22 protein-coding genes are annotated in these 24,115 nt (G+C 70.1%); 8 read left to right on the top strand and 14 right to left on the bottom strand.

Going from position 1 to position 24,115, the window contains the following annotated elements:
* Nucleotides 1-165: 165 nt before the first annotated feature.
* Genes LWP59_RS36190 through LWP59_RS36180 form a run of 3 tightly spaced genes read left to right on the top strand, consistent with a single transcriptional unit; the run spans nucleotide 166 to nucleotide 2,750 of the window.
* Nucleotides 166-1,068, top strand: a complete 903-nt coding sequence (locus tag LWP59_RS36190) for a metal ABC transporter solute-binding protein, Zn/Mn family (protein ID WP_144639360.1) — start codon at nucleotides 166-168, stop codon at nucleotides 1,066-1,068.
* Nucleotides 1,065-1,865 (top strand): metal ABC transporter ATP-binding protein, encoded by an 801-nt coding sequence (locus tag LWP59_RS36185; protein ID WP_144639237.1) that lies wholly within the window; start codon nucleotides 1,065-1,067, stop codon nucleotides 1,863-1,865. Before LWP59_RS36190 ends, LWP59_RS36185 begins: the two co-directional genes overlap by 4 nt.
* A complete protein-coding gene (locus LWP59_RS36180) occupies nucleotides 1,866-2,750 on the top strand; it encodes a metal ABC transporter permease (protein ID WP_144639239.1) in 885 nt (294 codons plus the stop codon).
* Here the strand turns inward: LWP59_RS36180 and LWP59_RS36175 are convergent.
* From LWP59_RS36175 to LWP59_RS36165, 3 genes are all read right to left on the bottom strand, one after another.
* On the bottom strand, nucleotides 2,704-4,014 hold the full coding sequence (locus tag LWP59_RS36175; protein ID WP_144639241.1) for an alginate O-acetyltransferase AlgX-related protein: 1,311 nt from the start codon (nucleotides 4,012-4,014) through the stop codon (nucleotides 2,704-2,706). The two genes, LWP59_RS36180 and LWP59_RS36175, sit on opposite strands and share 47 nt — an antisense overlap.
* 22 nt (nucleotides 4,015-4,036) lie before the next feature.
* A complete protein-coding gene (locus tag LWP59_RS36170; protein ID WP_144639362.1) occupies nucleotides 4,037-5,203 on the bottom strand; it encodes a DUF445 domain-containing protein in 1,167 nt (388 codons plus the stop codon).
* Between the two features lie 129 nt (nucleotides 5,204-5,332).
* The gene (locus LWP59_RS36165) at nucleotides 5,333-6,559 is read right to left on the bottom strand and encodes a DUF445 domain-containing protein (protein ID WP_373300065.1); all 1,227 of its coding nucleotides are present in this window, start codon (nucleotides 6,557-6,559) and stop codon (nucleotides 5,333-5,335) included.
* Nucleotides 6,560-6,732: 173 nt separating this feature from the next.
* Here LWP59_RS36165 and LWP59_RS36160 point away from each other — a divergent pair, with 173 nt between their 5' ends.
* The 3 genes from LWP59_RS36160 (at nucleotide 6,733) to LWP59_RS36150 (ending at nucleotide 10,173) form a co-directional block, all read left to right on the top strand.
* Complete coding sequence (locus LWP59_RS36160) at nucleotides 6,733-7,842, top strand: coiled-coil domain-containing protein (RefSeq protein WP_229858544.1); 1,110 nt, start codon at nucleotides 6,733-6,735, stop codon at nucleotides 7,840-7,842.
* A gap of 276 nt (nucleotides 7,843-8,118) precedes the next feature.
* Nucleotides 8,119-9,759: an APC family permease gene (locus LWP59_RS36155; RefSeq protein ID WP_233921956.1), complete on the top strand. Its 1,641-nt coding sequence runs from the start codon at nucleotides 8,119-8,121 to the stop codon at nucleotides 9,757-9,759.
* Between the two features lie 33 nt (nucleotides 9,760-9,792).
* The gene (locus LWP59_RS36150; protein WP_144639246.1) at nucleotides 9,793-10,173 is read left to right on the top strand and encodes a VOC family protein; all 381 of its coding nucleotides are present in this window, start codon (nucleotides 9,793-9,795) and stop codon (nucleotides 10,171-10,173) included.
* Here the strand turns inward: LWP59_RS36150 and LWP59_RS36145 are convergent.
* The 8 genes from LWP59_RS36145 to LWP59_RS36110 all read right to left on the bottom strand — a co-directional run bounded on the left by LWP59_RS36145 (nucleotide 10,163) and on the right by LWP59_RS36110 (nucleotide 17,209).
* A complete protein-coding gene (locus LWP59_RS36145; RefSeq protein ID WP_144639248.1) occupies nucleotides 10,163-10,702 on the bottom strand; it encodes a hypothetical protein in 540 nt (179 codons plus the stop codon). The two genes, LWP59_RS36150 and LWP59_RS36145, sit on opposite strands and share 11 nt — an antisense overlap.
* A 79-nt stretch (nucleotides 10,703-10,781) precedes the next feature.
* Nucleotides 10,782-12,215 (bottom strand): MBOAT family O-acyltransferase, encoded by a 1,434-nt coding sequence (locus tag LWP59_RS36140; RefSeq protein ID WP_144639250.1) that lies wholly within the window; start codon nucleotides 12,213-12,215, stop codon nucleotides 10,782-10,784.
* A gap of 248 nt (nucleotides 12,216-12,463) precedes the next feature.
* Nucleotides 12,464-13,420, bottom strand: coding sequence for a 23S rRNA (guanosine(2251)-2'-O)-methyltransferase RlmB (gene rlmB, locus LWP59_RS36135; RefSeq protein ID WP_144639252.1), 957 nt, complete (start codon nucleotides 13,418-13,420; stop codon nucleotides 12,464-12,466).
* A gap of 5 nt (nucleotides 13,421-13,425) precedes the next feature.
* Entirely contained in the window at nucleotides 13,426-14,805 is a 1,380-nt protein-coding gene (cysS, locus tag LWP59_RS36130; RefSeq protein WP_144639254.1) for a cysteine--tRNA ligase, read from the bottom strand.
* Nucleotides 14,806-14,839: 34 nt separating this feature from the next.
* On the bottom strand, nucleotides 14,840-15,526 hold the full coding sequence (locus LWP59_RS36125) for an HAD family hydrolase (RefSeq protein ID WP_144639256.1): 687 nt from the start codon (nucleotides 15,524-15,526) through the stop codon (nucleotides 14,840-14,842).
* 46 nt (nucleotides 15,527-15,572) lie between these two features.
* Nucleotides 15,573-16,040 carry a 2-C-methyl-D-erythritol 2,4-cyclodiphosphate synthase gene (gene ispF / locus LWP59_RS36120; protein ID WP_144639258.1) on the bottom strand — a complete coding sequence of 156 codons (468 nt, stop codon included), beginning with the start codon at nucleotides 16,038-16,040 and terminating at the stop codon, nucleotides 15,573-15,575.
* A complete protein-coding gene (locus LWP59_RS36115) occupies nucleotides 16,037-16,636 on the bottom strand; it encodes an IspD/TarI family cytidylyltransferase (protein WP_233459052.1) in 600 nt (199 codons plus the stop codon). The genes ispF and LWP59_RS36115 overlap by 4 nt, the downstream gene beginning before the upstream one ends.
* 81 nt (nucleotides 16,637-16,717) lie before the next feature.
* Nucleotides 16,718-17,209 (bottom strand): CarD family transcriptional regulator, encoded by a 492-nt coding sequence (locus tag LWP59_RS36110; RefSeq protein WP_020417039.1) that lies wholly within the window; start codon nucleotides 17,207-17,209, stop codon nucleotides 16,718-16,720.
* A 277-nt stretch (nucleotides 17,210-17,486) separates the two neighbouring features.
* Here LWP59_RS36110 and LWP59_RS36105 point away from each other — a divergent pair, with 277 nt between their 5' ends.
* Both LWP59_RS36105 and radA read left to right on the top strand, forming a co-directional pair.
* Nucleotides 17,487-18,116, top strand: a complete 630-nt coding sequence (locus tag LWP59_RS36105) for a copper chaperone PCu(A)C (protein WP_186383270.1) — start codon at nucleotides 17,487-17,489, stop codon at nucleotides 18,114-18,116.
* Between the two features lie 33 nt (nucleotides 18,117-18,149).
* Nucleotides 18,150-19,508 carry a DNA repair protein RadA gene (radA, locus tag LWP59_RS36100; protein ID WP_144639262.1) on the top strand — a complete coding sequence of 453 codons (1,359 nt, stop codon included), beginning with the start codon at nucleotides 18,150-18,152 and terminating at the stop codon, nucleotides 19,506-19,508.
* Between the two features lie 93 nt (nucleotides 19,509-19,601).
* Here the strand turns inward: radA and LWP59_RS40535 are convergent, their stop codons facing one another.
* The 3 genes from LWP59_RS40535 to LWP59_RS36090 form a co-directional block, all read right to left on the bottom strand.
* Nucleotides 19,602-19,724, bottom strand: coding sequence for a hypothetical protein (locus LWP59_RS40535; protein WP_267903767.1), 123 nt, complete (start codon nucleotides 19,722-19,724; stop codon nucleotides 19,602-19,604).
* Nucleotides 19,725-20,015: 291 nt separating this feature from the next.
* A complete protein-coding gene (otsB, locus tag LWP59_RS36095; RefSeq protein ID WP_186383271.1) occupies nucleotides 20,016-22,568 on the bottom strand; it encodes a trehalose-phosphatase in 2,553 nt (850 codons plus the stop codon).
* 48 nt (nucleotides 22,569-22,616) lie between these two features.
* Nucleotides 22,617-24,059 (bottom strand): alpha,alpha-trehalose-phosphate synthase (UDP-forming), encoded by a 1,443-nt coding sequence (locus LWP59_RS36090; protein ID WP_144639267.1) that lies wholly within the window; start codon nucleotides 24,057-24,059, stop codon nucleotides 22,617-22,619.
* Nucleotides 24,060-24,115: the final 56 nt, after the last annotated feature.

The raw sequence follows: 24,115 nt of genomic DNA, 5'->3' as shown, positions 1-24,115 counted from the left end.
AAGTCGAAGTGCGGGCGCCCCGGGGCCGCGTCCGCGCCACGTCGCGTTCAGCTGCGCTTAACCCGGCATAGCAAGATCATCACTCGATAGCGTAAGGTGAACTCGAAAACCGTTTCCAATAACTACTGACGGTGCCTTCACCTGCCACTTTCGGGAGTATTCGTGATGCGTCACAGCCGTTCGCCGCGCCTGATCGGCCTGGTTTCCGCCGCCGCCGCGCTGGCTTTCGCGCTCGCTGGATGTGGCGGTGGTAACACCGCGGGCGACACCGGCGGGAAGCTCGACGTGGTCGCCTCGACCGACGTCTGGGGCAGCGTGCTGGCCGCCGTGGGGGGCGATCAGGTGCAGGTCACCTCGATCATCCACGACCCCGCCGCGGACCCGCACTCCTACGAGACCACCCCGCAGGACGCGCTCGCCGCGGAGCGGGCGCAGCTGACCCTGGCCAACGGCGGCGGCTATGACGACTTCTTCACCAAGCTCGCCGACCAGGCGTCCAACGCGAAGAAGCTCGTGGCCTACGATATCGGCGCGACCGGTGACGAGAACGAGCACGTCTGGTACAGCTTCGCCACCGTGAACAAGGTCGCCGACCAGGTCGCGGCCACGCTGGGGCAGCTGCGTCCCGCGGACGCGCAGACCTTCACCGCGAACGCCGCCGCCTTCAAGACCAAGGTCACGGACCTGCAGACGAAGACCGAGCAGGCCGGCGCCGCGCACCCGGGCAGCAAGGTCATCGCCACCGAGCCCGTCGCGCACTACCTGCTGGAGACCGCGAAGGTCACCGACGCCACCCCGCACGAGTTCTCCGAGGCGGTCGAGGAGGAGAGCGACGTGCCCGCGGCCGCGCTGGCCGAGGTGAACGGCATGATCTCCGGCCGGCAGGTGCAGGCCGTCGTGAACAACGCGCAGACCGTCACCCCGGTGACGCAGCAGGTGGTCGACAACGCGAAGAAGGCCGGGCTGCCCGTCGTGGACGTGACCGAGACGCTCCCGGCCGGGGCCACGGACTACATTTCTTGGATGACCAGTGAAGTGAACGCCCTGGCAGGAGCACTGAAGTCTTGAGCCCGGCAGTCGAGATCTCCGGCGCGAGCCTTGCCTTCGGCGGGCGCACGCTGTGGTCCGGGCTCGACCTGCGGGTCGAGCGCGGCGAGTTCCTCGCGATCCTCGGTCCGAACGGGTCGGGCAAGACCAGTTTGCTGAAGGTGCTGCTGGGACTGCAGCCGCTGTCGGCGGGATCGTGGCGGATGGCGAGCGACCGGCCGGTCGGCTACGTGCCGCAGCAGCGCGCGATGCAGGAGGCGCTGACCCTGCGGGGCGTGGACCTCGTCGGGCTCGGGCTCGACGGTCACCGCTGGGGACTGGGCCTGCGCGGGCTGGCCGAGCGCCGCCGCCGGGTCGCGGCGGCCATCGAGTCCGTCGGTGCGCAGGCGTACGCGAAGTCGCCGGTCGGGCGGCTGTCCGGCGGTGAGCAGCAGCGGCTGCGGGTCGCACAGGCGCTGATCGGCGACCCGGACGTGCTGCTGTGCGACGAGCCGCTGCTGTCGCTGGACCTCGGCCACCAGCGCGCGGTGAGCGCCCTGATCGACGAGCGCCGCCGCGCGGCGGGCACCGCCGTGCTGTTCGTGACCCACGAGCTCAACCCCATCCTGTCCTATGTGGACAGGGTGCTGTACCTGGTGGATGGCAGGTTCCGGATCGGCGCACCCGAAGAGGTGATGAACTCGAAGACGCTCTCGGAGCTGTACCGGACGAAGGTCGAGGTCATCCGGGTCGGCGGGCAGATCCACGTGGCCGGCGCGCAGAGCGCGCTGTGCGAGGACGAGGCGCACCACTTCGACGAGGAAGAGCGGGTGTCCTGAGTGGACAAACTGTTCGACTTCGGGCTGACCGGGCAGCTGCTCGCGCAGCCCTTCGTACAGACGGCGCTGCTGGCCGCGGCGGTGCTGGGACTGGTCGCCGGTGCGCTCGGCCCGCTGATCGTGACCCGGAGGATGTCGTTCGCGGTGCACGGCACGGCGGAGCTGGCGTTCACCGGTGCGGCCGGTGCGCTGCTGCTCGGCATCGGCATCGAGTACGGCGCCCTGGCCGGTTCGGTGCTCGCCGCGCTGTTGCTGGGGCTGCTCGGCGGCCGCGAGTCCGACCGCGACTCCGTGATCGGCGTGATCCTGTCGTTCGGGCTGGGCCTCGGCGTGCTGCTGCTGTCGTTCTACCCGGGACGGACCTCGAACAAGTTCGGCATCCTGGTCGGGCAGATCGTGTCCATCGAGTCGACGAACATCATCGTGCTGGTGATCGCCGCGGTCGTGGTGCTGCTGGTGCTCGCGGCGATCTACCGGCCGCTGCTGTTCGCGAGCGTCGACCCGCACGTCGCCGCCGCGCGCGGCGTCCCGGGGCGGCTGCTGTCGGTGGTGTTCGCGGTGCTGGTCGGCGTCGCCACCGCGCTCGGCGTGCAGATCGTCGGCTCGCTGCTGGTCGTGTCGCTGATGGTCACCCCCGCGGCCGCGGCCATCCGCGTCACGGCGAGCCCGTGGCGGGCCACCCTGCTGGCCGTGATCTTCGCGGAGGTCGCCGCGCTGGGCGGGATCATCCTGTCGCTCGCGCCGGGCGTCCCGGTGAGCGCCTTCGTCACGGCGATCTCGTTCCTGATCTACCTGGTGTGCCGGGTGATCGCGCACCGCCGCGCCCGCGCGGGCACGGTCAGCGCAGCGGATGTTGCGCCAGTGCCGTCCGCAGTTGGTCGATGAACCCGTTGTCGAAGAACGGCAGCGCGCCGGCGGACACGCTGCGCTCCACAGTCTCCAGCACCACGACCTGACTGTTCACGAACTGGTCGACGGCCTGCGCCGGGGTGGTCTTCGTGGTCGAGTAGGCCAGCAGCGTGACGTCGCTGAAGGCGCCGGTGAGGTACCGCGAGGACGCGATGCTGAACGAGTCGCCGTAGACCAGCGTCTTCTTGTCCACGGTGCCGGTGATCGGCGCGGCAGTGTGGACCGCGGGCGTCTCGATCTCGGTGACGATCGGCCCGGCGCGGTTGGTCAGCCCGTCCGGCAGCAGGTTGTAGAGGACGCTGGTCTTGGTGCCCGACTTCCCGAGCAGCTTGGGCAGGTCCGCGCTGCCGGTGTAGGTGCCGATGGCCGGGCTCTGCCAGGTCCTGGTGACCCCGGGCTGCACCGCCTCGGCGACGTTCCGGGTCAGCGAGAGGCCGCCCTCGTCGGTCCAGTGGGTGTCGGTGGGCGTGTACACCGGGCGGTTGAGCTGTTTCGCGATCACCCGCAGTTCGGGGCGCAGGTCGAGCGCACCCGCGGCGTCGAGCCGCGCCCAGGTCGGCGCCTCGGCCGCCTGCTGGCAGTCCTTGCCCGGGTAGCTCGAGGGCAGGAACTGCGGCACCATGGTCGACTTGTCCGGCGGCACCACCCACACGAATTGGCGGCCAGAGCTGAGCACCAGGTTCCGCACCTGCTGGATCCGGGCGATGGTGTCGGCCAGCGGCCGGGTCGGCGTGCACTTGGACTCGGCGTCGATGCCGTAGTACAGCCAGCCGTTCGTGCCCTCGATCACCTGCCGGTAGCCGGCCTGGTCGGTCGGCCCGGAGCTGACGCCGGGGCCGGGCACCTCGCCGTTCGCCGGTGGCGGGCTGCCGGGCAGCGGCCCGGAGTTCGAGGTGCCGCCCTGGTCGTGCGGCAGCGGTTCGCCGAAGACACCGCGGCTGATCCCGTCCGCGGCGTCGATCGCGCCGGTGCGGAACGACAGCTGGTCGGTCGCCCAGGTCGGCAGGCCGGTGAAGAACGCCCAGCCGTCGGAGACGCTGGGGAACCCGGCGAGCGCGTGGTTCTCGATCTCGCTGGGGCGCACCCCGAAGACCCACAGCAGGGTCGGCGTCACGAAGAACACCAGCGCACCGATCAGCGCGGTCAGCTGCTTGCCCCCGTGCCGGGGCCGGTGCAGCGGATGCTCCCGGGGTAGCCACGCCTCGTGCACGGCGGGCAGGTGCTGCGGTTCGTGCGCCACGGGCCCCACGGTATCCGCAGGTTCAGTGCAGCATCAGCAGAACCTGCAACTCGCCGACGACGAACCCGATCACCCCGCCCACGGAGATCAGCTTCCACTCCTCCTGCCGGAACGCCGGGCGCAGCAGGCCCTCGTACTGCACCGGGGTCAGCGCGAGCATCCGCTGCTCGACCATGTTCGCCACGTTCATCGCCTCGGTGAGGTAGCCCTCGGCGTGCCGGACGGTGTCCGGCAGCAGCGCCAGCGCACGCCGGGCCGCGGCCTCCTTCATCTCCCGCAGCCGCGGGGCGCCGATCGTCACCGACACCAGCCGCCCGGACTGCTCGTCGACCGCGTTCGACACCGTCCGGCGCACCATGGCGACCATCTGGTCGGCCCGCGGCCCGCGCAGAATCGTGTCGAGCAGGTTCCGGGTCGTGAGCACCTCGCGGGCGATCAGCTCGCCGTACTGCCGGGCGACCTCGCGGCGGCGCCGCTGGAACTTGCCCTGCAGCGTCAGCCAGGGCAGCACCCGCACGGGCTCCCGCGGCAGGAAGATCAGCTTGATCGCGAGCCAGTCGGTGAACAGCCCGATGCACCCGCCGAAGACCGGCAGCACCCACGGGTTGTGCGTCAGCGCCCACACCACCGCCTGCACGAGGCCGAGCCCGAACCCGAAGTAGATGCCGCAGCGCGCGATGAACGCCATCTCCGGCCGGGTCGTGTCCCGGATCAGCCGGACCAGCAGCGCCTTGTCGCGGGTGAGGTGCTGGACGGTCATGTGCTTGACGTCGAGCACCTCGTCGAGGTTCTCCCTGATGTCGGCCATCAGCTCCCGCACCAGCCGCGGCGCGGCCGCCTGCACCTGCTTGACCACGAGCTCCTGGGCCATCGCGGGAAGCGCCTCCCACAGCCGGGGGTGGTACTCGGCGAGCACGTCGCGGGTGATGTCGTCGATCGCCCGCAGCAGCGGCTGCTCGATCGCGGTGGTCATCCGGTCCGCGTCGATCCGGGCGAAGACCTCCTTCAGGTCGAGCAGGTTCGAGGTGAGCAGGTCGGTCGCGATCGCCGCCATCCGGCCGCCGTGCTTGGGCACGATGCCCTGCCAGCCCAGCAGCGGCGGGAGGCCGGCGAACTCCAGCGGGCGGAACATCATCTCGATCGCGACGCGCTTGGTCAGGTAGCCGATGAGCGCCGCGATGAACGGCATCGTGACGTAGACGGGCCAGTGCGCGGCGAGGTCCTGCGCCACCCTGACCTCCTCCCCTGTGTGGGGCAAAGATTAGGCGAGCCGTGCGGGGCGTGTCCGCCGAGGGCGGTGGCGGAGAAGCGGCACCCCCTAGTGGAGCAGCAGCAGAACCTGCAGCTCACCCACCAGGCCGCCGATCACCGCGCCGACCGCGATGAGCTTCCACTCGTCCTGCCGGAACGCCGGGCGCAGCAGCCCCTCGAACTCCACAGGGGACAGTCGCCGCATCCGCTCGGAGATCGTGTTGCGCACGTCGAGCGCGTTGACGGCGTAGTCCTCGGCGTAACGGATCGTGTCGGGCACCCGGTCGGCCGCCTTCGCCGCCGCCGACTGCTTCATCTCCTGGAACCGGCGGCTGCCGACCGCGAACGCCACCAGCGGTTTGACGATGCTCGCCTGCGCGTCGATCGTGCGCTGGACCTCGCGGGTGACCAGGTGGAACAGCCGGTCCGACCGCGGTCCGCGCAGGATCTCCTCGAGCAGGTTCGGGATGGTGATGATCTCGCGCGCGATCATGTCACCGTAGTCGGCGGCGACCTGGTCCTTGCGCTTCTGGAACACGCCCTGCCAGGTGTAGAGGCCGAGGAACTCGCGGGGCTCGCGCGGCAGGAAGATCATCTTCAGCGCCAGCCAGTCGGTGAGCCAGCCGATGCCGAGCCCGAACAGCGGCAGCACGATGGGCGACCTGGTCAGCGCCCACACCAGCAGCTGCACGATGCCGAGCGCGAAGCCGAACACCAGCCCCGACCGCGCGATGAAGCGCATCTCCGGCCGCGAGATCTCCCGGATCAGCCGGTTGAGCAGCGCCTTGTCGCGGACGAGGTTGGTCACCACCATGTGCTCGAGGTCGAGCACGTCGTCGATGTCGTGCGCGACTTCCCGCATGATCTTGGCGATGACCTTCGGCGACTCCGCGCGCACCCGGTTGAGCAGCAGCTGCTTGGCGCCGTCGGGCAGCGCGTCCCACAGCCGCGGCTGGTACTGCTCCATGACCTCGCGGGTGACGTCCTCGACGATCTCGAGCAGCGGCTCCTCGATCTCGGTGGCGACCTGCTCCGGGTCCAGCCGCGCGAAGATCTCCTTCGGGTCGACGAGGTTCCGGGTGAGCATCTGGGTGGCCGTCGTCGCCATCCGCCGGGCGTTGGCGGGCAGCACGCCCTGCCAGCCGAGGAACGGCCGGATCCCGACGAACTCGATCGGCCGGAACATCATCTCGATGGCCACCCGTTTCGTCACGTAGCCGATCAACGCCGCGACGAACGGCATGCTCACATAGATCGGCCAATGCGCACCCAGGTCGGCGACGACCTGCCGCAGATCCACCCGGCTCCACCTCCGCGACTCCCCGGGGAACCGTAGCCCAGCCGGCAGTGACCAACTTGGACAGTCGTACTACGCAGGTCGGCGGCCCGTTAACCCACCATTCACCGAGAGCAAAGCGTTCTGATGGAGGTATGGAATCCGGCGTCCGGACCCACTAAGGTCGCCGCATGCCCCCAGCCCAGTCCCCAATCCAATCCACCGAACCCTCCGTCGGGAATCCGCACTTCCCGCTGGTCTTCCGCGGCTACGACCGGGTCCCGGTCGACGAGCGCCTCAACCAGCTCGCGGCGGAGATGAAGGAGCTCTCCCAGGCCCGTGACGAGGCGATGGCCTCCGTCGGTGAGCTGACGAAGGCGCTCAGCTACGCGCAGAAGGAGCTGACCGAGACCAAGACCGCGCTCTCGCGGATGGCCAGCGACCCCTCCAGCGCGGCCACCATGACCGAGCGCGTGCGCTCGATGATGCAGCTGGCCGAGGAGGAGATCGCCGAGCTGCGTCAGCAGGCCGACGGCCAGGCCGACCAGATCCGCGCCGAGGCCGAGAAGTACGACCTCGACACCCGCAAGGCCACCGACAAGTGGGTCGCCGAGCGCGAAGCCGAGATCGCCGAGCGTCGCAACGAGCTCGAGGCCGAGTACCAGACGCTGACCGCCCGCCTCAAGGCGGAGCACGACGAGCTGATGGACAACGCCCGCGGCGAGATCGAGCGGCTGAACGCCGACGCCGAGGCCGGGCGGGCCCGCCTCGACGCCGAGTCCGACCAGCGGCGTGCCGCGGCCGAGCAGAAGGCCGAGCAGGAGCTGGCGGTCAAGATCGCCGACGCCGAGGAGGCGCTCGCCACCAAGGTCTCGACGACCGAAGAGGCGCTCGCGGAGAAGGTCTCGACCACCGAGGCGGACCTGGCGGACAAGGTCCGCAGCACCGAGGCCAACCTGTCGGACAAGGTCCGGAGCACCGAGGCCAACCTCTCGGCCAAGGTCCGCAGCACCGAGGAGTCGCTGGCGGCCAAGGTGTCGGAGACGGAGAACCGGCTGTCCCGGCAGACGCAGGAGGCCGAGGAGCGGGCCGCGCTGCTGGTGGCCGACGCCGAGCAGCAGCGCGCCGAAGCCGAGCAGAACCGCACCCAGGCCTTCGAATTCAAGCAGGAGGTCACCGAGCGGCTCACCGCGACGCATTCCGCGCTGCAGGAGGCACTCAAGCAACTCGTTCCCGTCGAGGAAACTCCGAAGGAATCCGCCGAGGAATCCGCGAAGGAATCGGCCAAGGTTCCCGCCTGACCCCATCCACCCCACAGCCGCCTTTTCGTCCTCGACGAGGAGGCGGCTTTTATTGTCCAGGAACCAGCTTCCACCAGCGTTTTGCCGGATATTTTCGAAGTGTCTGATTTTGCTGAACGAAACTAACCCGTAACATCGTGGCTGTTCCGTGATCCCGTAGAGTTCGCCATCATTGCCGGTTGTGAATGCGCGGCACCCGATCGGGTGCTTGCCCCATCGGGCAAGCTGCACGTCACACCGGACAAAATCCGCTCGAATTCGGGATCGAGGCGTTTGATGGTTAAACCCGTGCAGTCGGCGAGGTCGGACGCGGGACCGCAGCTGCGCAGATCGGTCGGCTTCTACGGCCTGATGTTCGTGTCCCTGGGCTCGATCATCGGCTCCGGATGGCTGCTCGGTGCGCTGAAAGCCGCCAAGGTCGCCGGCCCCGCGTCGCTGCTGTCCTGGATCCTGACGGCGGTCATCATGGCCACGCTCGCCCTGGTCCACGCCGAGCTCGGCGCCGCGTACCCCATGGCGGGCGGCACCGCGCGCTTCCCGGCGCTGGCGTACGGCGTTCTCGGCGGCTTCGCCGGTGGCTGGGTCGCCTGGCTGCAGGCGGTCGCGCTGGCGCCGGTCGAGGTCGAGGCGAGCCTGCAGTACCTGGACAACATCTCCTGGATCAAGCAGCACCTGAACCTGCTGAGCGGCGGCGAAACGCTCACCGCGAGCGGGTTCGGCTGGGCGACCCTGCTGATGGCGATCTTCACCGTGATCAACCTCATCGGCGTGAAGCTGCTGTCGGAGAGCAACTCGGCGACCGTGATCTGGAAGGTCGCGGTTCCGGTGCTGACCGTCGTGGTGCTGCTGTCGCTGCGCTTCCACCCGGGGAACTTCAGCGCCGGCGGCGGCTTCGCCCCGGCCGGCGCGCACGGCATCTTCGCGGCGTTGCCGGTCGGTGTCGTGTTCGCCCTGCAGGGCTTCGAACAGGCCGTGCAGATCGGTGGCGAGTCGCGGAACCCGCAGAAGGACATCTCGCGCGCGATCATCACCGCGATGATCATCGGCACGATCGTCTACCTGCTGCTGGAGATCGCGTTCATCGGCTCGCTCGACCCCGCGTCCATCGTGAAGAACTGGGACAACCCGATCACGCAGGGCTCGTTCGGCCCGTACGCCACGCTGGCGACGCTCGCCGGCGCGGGCTGGCTGGCGTACATCCTGTACGCGGACGCGTTCGTGTCACCGGCCGGCACCGGTCTGCTCTACCTCGGCACGTCATCGCGGCTGTCGTACGCGATGGGCCGGGAGAAGGTGCTGCCGAAGCAGCTGGGCAAGCTGAGTGTCCGGGGTGTGCCGGTGTGGTCGATCGTGCTGTCCTTCGTGGTCGGCGAGATCATGTTCCTGCCGTTCCCCAGCTGGCAGAACCTGGTCGAGGTGATCACCTCGGCGACGGCGCTGATGTACGCGTTCGCGCCGGTGTCGATGATCGCGCTGCGCAAGCGCGACCCCGACCGGGCGCGTCCGTACCGGGCGCCGGCGGGCAACGTCCTGGCGCCGGCCGGGTTCGTCGCCGCGAACCTGATCATCTACTGGACCGGGTTCGACATCATCTGGAAGATCATGGTCGCCATCGTGGCGGGCTTCGTGTTGTTCCTGATCGCCCGCGCCACGACCAAGAGCGCCGACCGGCTGCCGGTGGACTGGAAGGCCGTCATGTGGATCCCGCCGTGGCTGGGTGGGTCGGTGCTGATCAGCTGGCTCGGCCGGTACGGCGACGGCGGCAACATCAACGCGCTGCCCGAGTGGTGGGACCTGGCGGTGGTCATCGTGTTCAGCCTGGCGGTCTTCTACTGGGCGGTCAGCCTCGCCGTGGACGGCGCGAAGGTCCAGGAGGCGATCGACCGGGAGACCGACGAGCTGGCGCTGCAGCCGTGAGTCGCGGCGGGCCATGCGGGTACATTCGCCCGCATGGCCTGCCGGATCAGTGAACTCGTCCTCGACGCGCGCGACCCCGAGCGGCTCGCGGCGTTCTGGCGGGAAGTGCTGGGGTACGTCGAGCTCGGGCGCGAGGACGGCTCGATCGAGATCGGCCCGCCGGACACCGGCTTCGGCGGCCCGCAGCCGACGCTGGTGTTCAACCCGGTCGGCGAGCCGAAGGCCGGAAAGCTGCCGCTGCACATCGACGTCAACCCGACGGACCGGGATCAGGACGGCGAGCTGGCCCGGCTGCTCGCGGCCGGCGCGGTGCCCGCGGACGTGGGGCAGACCGGCGAGGAGAACTGGCACGTGCTCGCCGACCCGGAGGGCAACGAGTTCTGCTTGCTGCGCAAGCGGTTGCCTACAGTCTGAGCGACACCGCGACGGTCGCGAACAACGCGACCCCGGAGAGCACCCCGGACACGAGCCCGATCGTCGCGGCCGACGCACCGGCGACGTCGAGCACGAAGCCTGCGATGCCCAGCAGCGTCATCACCGCGCCGAGCACGTGGAACCGGTTGAGCCGGAACGCGGCCGCGAGCCCGAAGAAGTGCACCCCGACGACGAGCGCGATCCACGCGACGGCGACCTCGCTGTGGCCGAGGACGCCGTTGATCACGAACAGCCCGCCGAACAACGCGACGGCCTCGGCCGCGACGACGATCCAGTACCGCCGTTCACCGAACCAGGTGCCTTGTGCGTCGCCCGAGTCCTGCGGTCGCCCGAGCCGGAACACCGCGAAGCCCAGCCCGGCCGCGACGAGCACCCCGGCGATCCGGACGACCAGTGGCCAAGGTGTGTCGAGCCCGCCGCTGTTGACCTCGACGAACACCAGCCCGAACACGATGGCGATCAACGACCCGGCGGCGAGTCCCGGCGTGGCGCGGGTGGGTGCGGTCATGGCTGCATCATCTCGCATCGGCAGCCCCGGGCGGTTCGCTTTTGGTCAGGACGCGGCCCTGCGCCCGCCAGGCCGACCGTCAGAACTGGTAGTACAGGAAGGGGCTGAAGGTGCCGTTCGCCACGAGGATGGCCGCGTAGGCGAGGCCCACCGTCATCACGCCTAGGCGCAGGCTCGTCGCCGGGCGGCTGCGGGAGGACTCCAGCAGCGGACCGGTCACGGGGTGCGCCGGCAGGAAGACCACCAGCAGCGCCAGCAACAGGATCACCAGCCGCTGGTTCGTCAGCGCCGACGAGACCACATCGGTCAGGCCCGAGAAGTCCGGCAGGAACATGTGCCCGATCATCGTCAGCGCGTGCGTCATGTCCGGCGACTTGAAGAACACCCACCCGAAGACCACCAGCACCAGCGTCAGCGCCCGCCGCCCGAGGCGGGGCCAGAACGCGGAAGGCGTGGTGTCCCAGCCGAAGGCGCGCTCGATGATCAGCAGCGCCCCGTGGTAACAGCCCCACACGACGAAGGTCCAGTTCGCCCCGTGCCAGAAACCCGTCAGCACGAACACGATGCACAGGTTCCGGTACGTCTTCGCCGCGCCGTGCCGGTTGCCGCCGAGCGAGATGTACAGGTAGTCGCGGAACCAGCGCGACAACGACATGTGCCACCGGCGCCAGAACTCCGTCACCGTCACCGACGAGTACGGCCGCGCGAAGTTCTCCGGTAGCCGGAACCCGAGCATCCGCCCGAGCCCGATCGCCATGTCCGAATAGCCCGAGAAGTCGAAGAACAGCTGCAGCGTGTACCCGACCGCGCCCAGCCATGCGACGCCGAACGTCATGTTGTCCGGCGACGTCGCGAAGCACGCCTCGACCATCGGGTTGAGCGTGTCGGCGATGATCGTCTTCTTGCACAGGCCCAAGGCGAACCGCGGGAAGCCCGCCGCGATGTCGTCCAGCCGGTGTGAGCGCAGCTGCGGCAGCTGGTCGGCGATCTCCCGGTACCGCACGATCGGGCCCGCCACCAGTTGCGGGAACATCGCGATGTAGGTGACGAACGACACGGGGTTGCGCAGCGCCCGCCGCTCCCCGCGATAGATGTCCACCACGTAGGAGATGTGGTGGAACGTGAAGAACGAGATCCCGATGGGCAGCGCCAGGTGCACGATCGGGAAGTCCCCGCCGAACAGCCGCGCCAGGAAGTCGAACTGCTGCGTGGCGAACCCGGCGTACTTCCAGACGACCAGCATCCCCACGTCGAAGCAGAGCACGCCGATCAGCAGGCGCTTGCGCCGCGACGACCGGCTGTCCCAGTCGTTCGGCTCCAGCGCGGTCCCGACGAAGAAGTTGACCACCATGCAGGAGAGCAGGAGCAGCAGGAACGCACCGGCCCCGCTCACGTAGAAGATCAGGCTCGCGACCGCGACGATCCCGTTCCGCCAGGTTCGCGGCAGCACCAGCACGGCGATGAGCAACGCCGGCATGAAGTACCACAGGAACAACGGCGAAACGAACGACATCGCGCGAGAGCCCCCCATATCCAGTCAGCGTGCTGACCTTAACCGACCCCGTCGGCGCCCCGGGCGAAAAGGAGGACGCTCCTGCCACAGTTCATTGGCTGTACGTACGGTCAACGCTTCGGCTCTGACCGGCACCGGAAATCGTGAGCCGACTGGACTCCGTGGCCGAGCGCCGCTTCGGGGTAGCGCTCGGCCTCGCCGCATGCGCGCGGGGCCGGCCAGCTGCTGACCGGCCCCCTCGCGAACTCCTAGACCCGGCCCGCGATCCGGCGGCGGCGGGCGACCTCGGCGAGCAGCACCGCAGCGGCCACGGAGGCGTTGAGCGACTCCACGCCGGCGGCCATCGGGATCGAGACGGTCACGTCACAGGTCTCGCGCACCAGGCGCGACAGGCCGCGGCCCTCCGAACCCAGCACGATCACCAGCGGGTCCGCCGCGAGGTCCATCCCGTCGATGTCCACCGTGCCGTCGGCGTCCAGCCCCGCGATCATCAGGCCCTCGTTCGCCCACGTCTTGAGCTGCCGGGTGAGGTTCGCGGCCACCCCGATCGGCATCCGCGCCGCGGTGCCGGCACTCGTCCGCCACGCGACGGCCGTCATGCCCGCGCTGCGCCGCCCCGGCAGCAACACGCCGTGCGCGCCGAACGCGGCGGCCGAGCGCACCACGGCACCGAGGTTCCGCGGGTCGGTCACCCCGTCGAGCGCGACCAGCAGCGGCGGCTCACCGGAATCACGCGCGGTGGCGAGCAGGTCGTCGGGATGGGCGTACTCGAACGGCGGCACCTGCAGGCCCAGGCCCTGGTGCACCGCCCGGTTGGTCTTGCGGTCCAGCTCCTCGCGCGGGATCTCCAGCACCGAGATGCCCTTGTCCGCGGCCAGCTGCACGGCCTCGTTCACCCTGTCGTCGGCATCGATGTTCAGCGCGACGTACAGCGTCGTGCCGGGCACGTCGGCGCGCAACGCCTCGACCACCGGGTTGCGCCCCGCGATGATCTCCGGCCCTTCGGCCTTCTTGTCCCGGGCACGGCTGGCCTTCGCCGCGGCCGCCGCGCGCCGCTGCGCCGGGTGACCCGGCCGCATCTCCGCCCGCGGGGTCGGCCCCTTGCCCTCCAGGCCCTTGCGGACCTGCCCGCCGGTGCCCTTGACGGCACCCTTCTTACTGCCGGGATTGCGGACCGCACCCCGGCGCTTCGAGTTCCCTGCCATTGTTCCTAAGCGTCCTTTACGGTCCACAGTGGACCATCTGGGGTGTCTTCGACCGTGATCCCGGCCTTGAGCAACCGATCCCGCACCGCGTCCGCCCGCATGAATTCGCGTGCCGCGCGTGCCTCCTGGCGCTCGGCGAGCATGTCGTCGACGAGATCCGAGAGCGCCTGCCGCCCCGGCGTTTCCGTGCCCGCCGTGTCCGCCCACTCGGGCGCCAGCGGGTCGAGGCCCAGCACCCCCATCATGGCGCGGACGGAGCCGGCCGCCGCGCGGGCCGCCTCCTCGTTCCTGGCGTCGAGCGCCGCGTTGCCCTCGCGGACGGCGTTGTGCACCACGGCGATCGCCGCCGGGGTGGCGAGGTCGTCGTCCATCGCCGCGGCGAACTCCGGTGCGAGCTCGCCCGGCGCCACGCCGCCGGCCCGCCGCAGGAACTGCTCGATCCGCCGGTACCCCGCGGCGGCCTCGGACAGCGCGCCGTCGGAGTACTCGATGGTCGAGCGGTAGTGCGGCTGGATGAGGTAGTACCGCAGTTCGGCCGCGCGGTAGTTCCGCAGCATCGCCTCGATCGACACCGTGTTGCCCAGCGACTTCGACATCTTCTCGCCCGAGAGCGTCACCCACGCGTTGTGCAGCCAGAACCGGGCGAACGGATCGCCCACCGCGTTCGACTGGGCGCGCTCGTTCTCGTGGTGCGGGAACACCAGGTCGACGCCGCCGCCGTGGATGTCGAACTCCGCGCCGAGGTAGTTGGTCGCCATCGCCGAGCACTCGAGGTGCCAGCCGGGACGCCCCGGCCCCCACGGCGTCGGCCACGACGGCTCGCCCGGCTTCGCCCGCTTCCACAACGTGAAGTCGCGCGGGTCCCGCTTGCCCTCGGCCAGGGTCTCGCCCTGGTGGACCTCGTCGAGCTTCTGCCGCGACAGCTCGCCGTACGAGGGGAACGTGTTGACGGCGAAGTAGACGTCGCCGCCCGCGGCATAGGCGTGTCCGCTGTCGATGAGCCGCCGCATCAGCTCGACCATCTGCGTGACGTGCCCGGTCGCCCGCGGGGCGATCGACGGCGGCAGGCAGCCGAGCGTCTCGTAGGCGTCCTCGAACGCGCGCTCGTGCGTGAAGGCCCACTCCCACCAGGGCCGGCCGGCGTCGGCGGCCTTGGCGAGGATCTTGTCGTCGATGTCGGTCACGTTCCGCACGAACAGCACGTCCAGTCCTTTGTGGACGAGCCAGCGGCGCAGGACGTCGTAGTTCAGCGCGCCCCGGACGTGCCCGATGTGCGGGATGCCCTGCACGGTGGCCCCACACACGTAGATGGACGCCGTTCCACTACGAGCGGGATGGAACTCCCGCGCGCTCCTGGTCGCGGTGTCGAAAAGGTGTAAGGCCACCCTGAAATGGTACGGGCCTGCTCGCCGGACGGCGCTAGAGCACCCCGTGCGCGCGCAGCGCGGCGAGCAGGCCCTCCGGTCGCTCGCTGGTGGGCAGGGGGTCGACCAGGGCGAACGCGCAGCCCAGGGCCCGCGCCCCGCCGTCGGCCTCCTCGCTGTCGCCGACCATCAGCGCCTCCTCGCCCGGCACGCCGAGCCGGTCGAGCAGGGTCTGGAAGATCGCCGGATCGGGCTTGATCACGTGCTCCTCGAACGACAGCACGAACGAGTCGACGTACTGGTCGAGGCCGCGGACGGTGAAGGCGGGCCGGATGTCGAAGGCGATGTTGCTCAGCACGCCGACCTTCAGGCCCTTGCCCGCGGCGTCCTTGAGGACCGTCTCGGTGTCCGGGTACGGCGTCCACTCGTCCGGGTCGACCAGCCGGCTGTAGAGCGCCTTGGCCTGCTCGACCTTCGGGATGCCGGACTTGCGCAGCACCTCGAGGTAGATCTTCTCGTGCAGCGCCGGGTCCAGGTCGCGGTTCTCCCACGCGTGCTGGTACTCCTCGGACAGCTGCACGACCTGGCCGGTCGGGGCAGTCATCCGGCGCATCAGCTCGGCCTGGGCCTCGATGTCCAGCGGGTCGCCGTCGAGGTCGGTCAGATTGGTCAGCCAGCTGTCGTTCTGTTCGAGCCGGAACAAGGTGCCGGAGAAGTCGAACATCACCGCCCGAATCGTCACGTCCCGAGCCTAAGGGGACACGGCCGGGTGGCGCGCGGGTTGTGACCTACTCGGCGGCCAGCAGCAGGGCGGTGGCCACTGCCGCGATGCCCTCGCCGCGGCCGGTGAGCCCGAGGCCGTCGCTGGTGGTGCCGCTGACGCCGACCGGGCCGCCGGCGGCCTTGCCCAACACGTCCTGCGCCTCTTCACGACGCGTGCCGATCCGCGGCGCGTTGCCGATGACCTGCACCGACGCGTTGGCGAGGCGCCAGCCCGCTGCCTCGACGCGCCGCCGGACCTCGGCGACGAACTCCGGGCCGTGCACGCCTTCCCAGCGCGGGTCGCTGGTGCCGAACACCGAGCCGAGGTCGCCCAGCCCCGCGGCCGACAGCATCGCGTCGCAGAGCGCGTGGGCCGCCACGTCGCCGTCGGAATGCCCGGCGCAGCCGGGGACGCCCTCCCAGTACAGCCCGGCCACCCAGCATTCGCGACCCTGCTCGACCGGATGGACGTCCACGCCCGTGCCGACCCTCACGCCTGCTCCTCGCTCAGTAGTGCCGTCACGACGGCGACGTCGAACGGCGTGGTGACCCGGATCGCGTTCTGGTGCCCGGCGATCGTGCGGACCGTATCGGGCGGGTCGGTGAGCGGGTCCACGGCCCGCGCGCACATCTCGTGGAGCACGGCGGGCGTGCAGCCGAACGGCGCCTGAACAGCGCGCAGACCGGCGCGATCCTCCGTGGCGATGATCACGTCCCTGCCGTCCACGAGCTTCACGGTGTCGGTGACGGGAAGCACCGGAACGACCGCCGGGATTTCCGGTGAAACCGTTTCCGCCACCGCGCGAAGGGTGGAAGGCGGCACGAATGGGCGGGCCGCGTCACAAATGAGGATCACGTCGAACTCGCCGGAAAGGTTTTCGAACGCGGACCGAATCGATTCGGCTCGGTTACCGTCGCACGACAGTACCCGGCACCGTTTTCCGGTACCGGGTACTGTCTGCACGATCAATTCGTAGCTGCCGAGATTCCGCGCCGGGACCACGACCCGCAGGTCAGTCACGCAGCCCGCATCGAGCACGCCGCGAACGGCGTGCGCCAGCAGCGGCTCACCCTGAACGAGCGTGTCCAAGCCCTCGGCGTCGGCGATGACGAGCGCAGCCGTCCTCATGAGCTGTTTTTCACAGACCCTCGGGTGCGCCCTCGCTGCCGGTCAGACCGCCGCGGTTTCCAGCACCTCGTCGAGGAGGGTTTCCGCCTTGCCCTCGTCGGTGCCCTCCGCCAGGGCCAGTTCACTCACCAGGATCTGCCTCGCCTTGGCCAGCATCCGCTTCTCACCAGCGGAAAGGCCACGGTCCTTCTCTCGCCGCCAGAGGTCGCGCACCACTTCGGCCACCTTGTTCACATCGCCGGAGGCGAGCTTCTCCAGGTTGGCCTTGTACCGCCGAGACCAGTTCGTGGGCTCTTCGGTGTGCGGAGCACGCAGTACGTCGAAGACGCGGTTCAGACCATCCTGGCCGACGACATCCCGCACACCGACGATCTCGGCGTTGTCAGCGGGTACGCGAACCGTGAGATCTCCCTGCGCGACCTTGAGGACGAGGTACTGCTTCTCCTCGCCCTTGATCACACGGGTCTCGATGGCTTCGATGAGTGCGGCACCGTGGTGCGGGTAGACGACGGTCTCTCCGACCTTGAAAACCATGTGTCCTCTGCCCCTTTCGCTGACTCCATAATAGCACGCTGCGAGAGGGCCCACCTAGCGGGCCGAGATCGTCCTCGCAGGTCAGGGGCTTGGCCGGGGCCATCCGGGGGGTTGACAAATCCACTTTCGGCGTGCTCATGCAGGTGGTCCACCCGTTGATCACGAATCCACTGTGGACGGTTGGCCGCGGCCAGTGGCCACCGGGTTCTGCCGGGCGGAAGGGTCCGGGCTAGTCTGCGCATTGGTAACGCGCGGGCTCTAGGAGGGACTGAAGACCGTGAGGCTGCAGAAACGTCGTGTGCTCACTTCGGGCGTGCTGGGCCTCGGTGCCGCTCTGGCACTGGCCGGGTGCGGGGCCGGGCAGATCACCCAGACCGCCACCATGCTGCCCGCGGTCAACGGCGCACTCGCGACGGTCGGCAAGATTTCGGTGCGTAACGCGGGCATCGCGAACAGCAACACCTGCCAGCAGGCCTACGCCCCGGGCTCGAACGCCCCGCTCGCGCTGACCATCACCAACGACGGCGCCCAGGACGACGAGCTGGTCTCGGTCTCCTCCCCGAACGCCGCGGGCGCCACCATCGACGGGCAGAGGACCATCGTCGCCGGGAGCAGCCTGATCGTCGGCAATGCCGACGAGGCCGAGTCCGCCGCCGGCGCCACCTCCGTGTCGCCGACGAGCAGCAGCAGCCCCGAGACCGCGGCGACCGGCGCGAAGAGCAAGATCGGGCGCGCCTCGATCGTGCTGACGGGCATCAAACAGGTCATCTGGCCCGGTCAGCTCACCCCGGTCACGTTCGTCTTCCGCGACGCGGGCCCGGTGACCGTCCAGCTGCCCATCGCGGCGCCGACGAAGGAACTGCCGAACTGCGACACCTTGCCGCAACAGGCCGAGACGGGTCACTGAGATTGTCGGTGCCCCCCGCTAACGTCGGCGACCGTGGTCAAGAAGGGCATCAGCTACCGCTGTGGCGAGTGCGGCTACGAAGCCGCGAAATGGGTCGGCCGCTGCCCTGAGTGTCAGGCGTGGGGCACGCTGGAAGAGCGCGGCGACGCGCGTCCGGCGATAGCCCGCGTGGCCGCCGGGGCGCCCAGCGCGCCGGCGCGGCCGATCGGCCAGGTCGACCTCGAGTCGGCCAGGGCGCGGGCGACCGGGGTCGGCGAGCTCGACCGGGTGCTGGGTGGCGGTCTCGTGCCCGGTGCCGTGGTCCTGCTGGCCGGTGAGCCCGGGGTCGGCAAGTCGACTTTGCTGCTGGAGGTCGCGTACCAGTGGGCGGCCGCGGCGGCGAAGCCGGCGTTGTACGTGACGGGCGAGGAGTCGGCAGGACAGGTCCGGCTGCGTGCCGAACGCACGGGAAACCTGCACGAGCGGATGTTCCTGGCCGCCGAGAGCGACCTGTCGGCGATCCTCGGGCACGTCGACGCCGTCGACCCCGGGGTGCTGATCGTCGACTCCGTGCAGACGATGGCCTCGCCGCAGGCCGAAGGCGCGCCGGGCGGGGTGACACAGGTGCGCGCGGTGACGGCCGGGCTGGTCGCGCTGGCCAAGGAGCGTGGGCTGCCCATCGTGCTGGTCGGACACGTGACGAAGGACGGTTCGGTCGCCGGGCCGCGCGTGCTGGAGCACCTGGTGGACGTGGTGCTCCAGTTCGAGGGTGACCGGCATTCGACGCTGCGGCTGGTACGCGGGATCAAGAACCGGTTCGGGCCGGCGGACGAGATCGGCTGCTTCGAACTGCGCGACGACGGGATCGTGGGGGTGCCCGACCCGTCGGGGCTGTTCATGAACCGCCACGAGGACGGCGTCGCGGGCACTGCCATCACCGTCACGGTGGAGGGCAAACGGCCGCTGCTGTGCGAGGTGCAGGCCCTGGTGTCGAAGTCGAGCCTGCCGCAGCCCAGGCGGGCGGTCAGCGGGCTGGATTCGGCGCGGGTGGGGATGGTGCTGGCCGTGCTGGAAAAGCGTGCGGGCGTGGCATTCGGGACGCAGGACGTCTACGCGGCGACGGTCGGCGGGATGAAGGTGACGGAGCCGGCGGTGGACCTCGCGGTGGTGCTGGCGATCGCGTCGTCGGTGAACGACGTGGCCCTCTCGCCGCGGCTGGTGTCGCTCGGGGAGGTGGGACTGGCCGGGGAGATCCGCCGGGTCAACGGCGTCGGGCGGCGGCTGGCGGAGGCCGCGCGGCTCGGCTTCACGCACGCGATCGTGCCGCCGGACCCCGGCAAGCTGCCCGACGGCATCCGGGTGCTGGAGGTGACCAGCGTCGCGGACGCGGTGAACGCGGCGATGCACGCCTAGCGACTGTTTCAGAAGTGGTTTGCGGGCCGGTGCGGGTGGCGGTGCACACTGACGGCGCAGGCGCAAGCGGCTCCGCCGCTTATGAAACACAACCTAGCCGAGCCCGGCCGTGTCCACCTCGACGGGAACCGGGCCGGGTGCGGTGACGCTGCGCACGCCGACGCCGGGCAGCCCGCGCAGGTCGCTCCGGCCGGCAGTCTTGATCGCGGCGCGCACCAGGCCGGTCAGCTCAGCGGTGACATCTTGGTGGCGGGGTTGGCGGCGCCGTCATCGTCAAGTACCCCAGGAGCAGCTCGAGACGCGAACCATCGGCAGGCGCGTCGGCCGCCAACCAGTCCTCGACCGTGACAGGGCCAAGCTCGGGCTCGTGCTCCTCGTGCGCGGGCTGAGCAGTCATTCCGCCCCTCCCTTGTCCCCGGCCTTTCGCCTCAGGCCGAGTTTACCGAGGCCCACAACACCACCGGGGCGAAAGAGCCTGGTCACGCGGACGCGCTCCGCCGCTGGCGGCTACTGCGCCGCCAGTAGCTTGGCGCAGCGGATGAGGCCGATGTGCGAGTACGCCTGCGGGTGGTTGCCCAGCGAGCGCTCCGCGATGGGGTCGTACTGCTCCGGCAGCAGGCCCGTCGGGCCGGTTGCGTCCACCATCTGCTCGAACAGCTCCTCCGCCTCGGTGCGCCGCCCGGTCAGCAGGTACGCCTCGATCAGCCACGCGGCGCACAGGTGGAACCCGCCCTCGCCGCCGGGCAGGCCGTCGTCCCGCCGGTAGCGGTACACCGTGGACCCGCTGCGCAGCTCCGCCTCGATCGCCGTCACCGTCGACTGGAACCGCTCGTCGGACGGGTCCAGCAGGCCCGAGAGCCCCACGAACAGCGAAGCCGCGTCCAGGTCAGTGCCGTCGTACGCCGTCGTGAACGCCTGGACCTCGTCGTTCCAACCGTTCTGCAGCACGTCGTCCGCGATGGTCTCGCGCAGCTCATGCCAGCACACCGGGATCTCGCGCTCGTAGATCTCGCCGAGCTTGATCGCCCTGTCGATCGTCACCCAGCACATGACCCGCGAGTACACCCGGTGCCGCGGCACGTGCCGCTCCTCCCAGATGCCGTGGTCGGCCTCGAACCAGCGCCGCGTCACGGCCTCGGCCATCGCGCGGACCATCTGCCAGTCCTGGTCCCGCAGGTCGCCGCGCGCCTCGGCCAGTGCGCACACCAGCTCCACCACGGGCCCGAACACGTCGAGCTGCACCTGGTGGTTCGCCAGGTTGCCGACGCGCACGGGCCGCGAGCCGGCATAGCCCGGCAGGGTGTCGATGACGGCCTCGGCGCCCAGCGTCGTGCCGGCGAGCGTGTACAGCGGGTGCAGCCGCTCCGGGCCCGCCAGCGTCGACAGCACGCCGTGCAGCCACTGCAGGTACCCGTCGGCCTCCACCAGCGAGCCGAGCCCGACCAGCTCGCGCACGGTCATCGCCGCGTCGCGGACCCAGCAGTACCGGTAGTCCCAGTTCCGCACGCCGCCGATCTCCTCGGGCAGCGAGGACGTCGCCGCCGCGAGGACGCCGCCGGTGTCGGTGTTGCACAGCCCGCGCAGCGTCAGCGCCGAGCGCGAGACGAGCTCCGCCTCGACGTTCGGCAGCTTCAGCGCCGACGCCCACTCGCTCCAGTACCGGCCCGCCCGCGCGCGACGGTCCACTTCGGACAACTCGGCCGGGCCGAGATCCGTGGTGCCGCAACGCAGTTCGAGCAGCACCGGACTCTCGGGCGTGGGCTGCACGACCGCCGTGGCGGTGTCGTGCAGGCCGTCGTTGGTGATCTCCCACTGCACACCCGGGGCGCGCAGCACGATCGGCTCCGACGTGCCGACGACGCGCAGGCCCTCCTCCTCGGGCACCAGGCGCACCGGCACCGCGCCGAACTCGGGCCGCGGCGCGAACACCACGGACGCCGCGGTGGACCCGGAGATCACCCGGACCAGGTCCGTCCGGTGCGACGGGGCCTCCGGCTCGAGGTAGTCGGTGACGAGCAGCCGCGACCAGCGGGTCTCGACGGTCATCGTGCTCGGCAGGTAGCGCTGGCCCAGCGGCAGGTTGCCGTTGCGCTGCGTCGAGTCGCCCCGCGCGGGCTTGATCGAGAAATGGCCGGCGCCGGTGCCGCCGAGCAGGTCCGCGAACACCGCGGGCGCGTCGGGGCCGGGGTGGCACAGCCAGGTCAGCCGAGCGTCCGGGGTGACCAGCGCGACCGAGCGCTCGTTGGCCAGCATGGACAGCCGCTCGATGGGCGGCGCCTGCTCGCCGTAGAGCCAGTTGCGCCGCTCCTCGAGAATGAACGCCAGCACGGTCGCGACGTCCTCGGTGCCCGGAACGCTGTAGGTGGCAAGGGTTTCCCCGTCGCCGACCTTGACCCCGAGATCCGGCCCGGACAGCCGCGCGAACGCCTTCTCGTCGGTGACGTCGTCACCGAGGAAGACCGCCGCGGTGGCGCCGACCTGGTGGCGCAGGGTGTCCAGGGCGCGGCCCTTGTCGGTCTGCACGACGGCGAGCTCGACGACCTCCTTGCCGTCGGTCGTCGACACACCGTCCCATGTGCACGGTCCATTGTGGATCGCGTCGAGGATGCGACCGGCGGCATCGCGCTCCGCGCGGCGGACGTGCACGGCGATGCTGGCGGGCTTGACCTCCAGCTGCACCCCGGGCACCTCCCCGGCCAGCTCCTCGAGCTCGCGCTCGAGCCTGCGGTGCATGTCGCGGGCCTTGGCGTCGAGCGCGTGCACGAAACCGATGTCGAACTCGGAACCGTGGCTGCCGACCAGGTGCACCTCGGACGGCAGCCGGGACAGGATCGCCAGATCCCGCAGGGCACGGCCGGAGATCACCGCGGTCGTCGTCTCGTGCAACCCGGCGAGGGAGCGCAGCGCGCCCACGGACTCGGGCAGCGGCCGCGCCTCGTCGGGGTTGGTCACGATCGGAGCCAAGGTCCCGTCGTAGTCGCAGGCGACCAGCAGTCGCGGCGTGCGGGCGATCTGCACGATCGCACGGCGCAGCTCGGCGGGCAGGGACTCGGCGGTCACCACTCCTCCTTAAGGAGCTCAAAGCAGCAATGTCGACAAGTTGGCGAATCAGGAAGCCGGTTCGGATCCGAGCGCTTCCAGGAACGATCGTGCCCACCGGTCTACGTCATGGGTGAGGACCTGACGCCGCAATGCTCGCATCCGGCGTCTGCCCTCGGCAGGGTCGAGCGTAATGGCCGCCTCCAGGGCGTTTTTCACCCCGTCGAGATCGTGCGGGTTGACGAGGAACGCGCTGGTCAGCTCGGCCGCCGCGCCGGCGAACTCCGACAGCACGAGCGCGCCGCCGAGGTCGTGGCGGCACGCGACGTACTCCTTGCACACGAGATTCATCCCATCGCGTAGCGGGGTCACCACCATCACGTCGGCGGCCGAGTAGAAGGCGGCCAGCTCGGTGCGGCTCACCGACTGGTGCAGGTAGTGCACCACCGGGTGACCGACCCGGGAGAACTCGCCGTTGATACGGCCGACCATCTGTTCGATGTCGCTGCGCATCCGCTGGTAGTGCTCGACGCGCTCCCGGCTGGGCGTCGCGAGCTGGATGAAGGTGACGTCCTCCGGCTTCACGCGGCCCTCGTGCAGCAGTTCGTGCAGCGCCTGCAGGCGCAGGTCGATGCCCTTGGTGTAGTCGAGGCGGTCGACGCCGAGCAGCACCGTCTTGGGGTTGCCCAGGTCGCGGCGGAGCTCGGCGGTCCGCTCGCTCACCTGTTTGCTGCGGGCTAGCGTGTCGAGCCCGGCGGCGTCGATCGAGATGGGGAACGCGCCGACCCGGACCGTCCGGTTGCCGACCTGCATCATGCCGGGCCGCGACCGGACGCCGACCGCGCCCCGGCTCGGCTCGAGGCCGACCAGGGTGCGGGCCAGCCAGAGGAAGTTCTGCGCGCCGCCGGGCCGGTGGAAGCCGACCAGGTCGGCGCCGATGAGCCCGCGGACGATCTCGGCCCGCCACGGCAGCTGCATGAACAGCTCGACCGGCGGGAACGGGATGTGCAGGAAGAAGCCGATGCGCAGGTCGGGCCGCAGCTCCCGGAGCATGCTCGGCACCAGCTGCAGCTGGTAGTCCTGGATCCACACGGTGGCGCCACCGGCCGCCACCTTCGCGCTGGCCTCGGCGAAGCGCCGGTTGACCTTGACGTAGCTCTCCCACCAGCTGCGGTCGAACACCGGGCGTTCGACGACGTCGTGGTAGAGCGGCCAGAGGGTCGCGTTGGAGAAGCCCTCGTAGTAGTCGCGGACGTCCTCCGCGGTGAGCGTGACGGGGTAGAGGACCATGCCCTCGTCGCTGAACGGCTCGACCTCGACCCCGGGCACGCCGGGCCAGCCGACCCAGGCGCCCTTGCGGGAGCGCAGGAACGGCTCGAGTGCGGACACCAGTCCGCCGGGGCTCGCCGTCCAGCGCTGCGTGCCGTCGGACCCTCGGTCGAGGTCGACGGGCAGCCTGTTGGCGACGACGACGAAGTCCGCCGAGCCGTTGCCGTTGCCATCTTCAGTCACGCTTGCTGCTCCCTTGCTCTGCGGGCGCGGCGTCCCGAGAGACTATCTCGTGACGA

Source organism: Amycolatopsis acidiphila (assembly GCF_021391495.1).
Classification (GTDB): domain Bacteria; phylum Actinomycetota; class Actinomycetes; order Mycobacteriales; family Pseudonocardiaceae; genus Amycolatopsis_E; species Amycolatopsis_E acidiphila.
The sequence above is the reverse complement of the archived record's forward strand: the minus strand, read 5'-3'. Positions and strand labels throughout refer to the sequence as shown.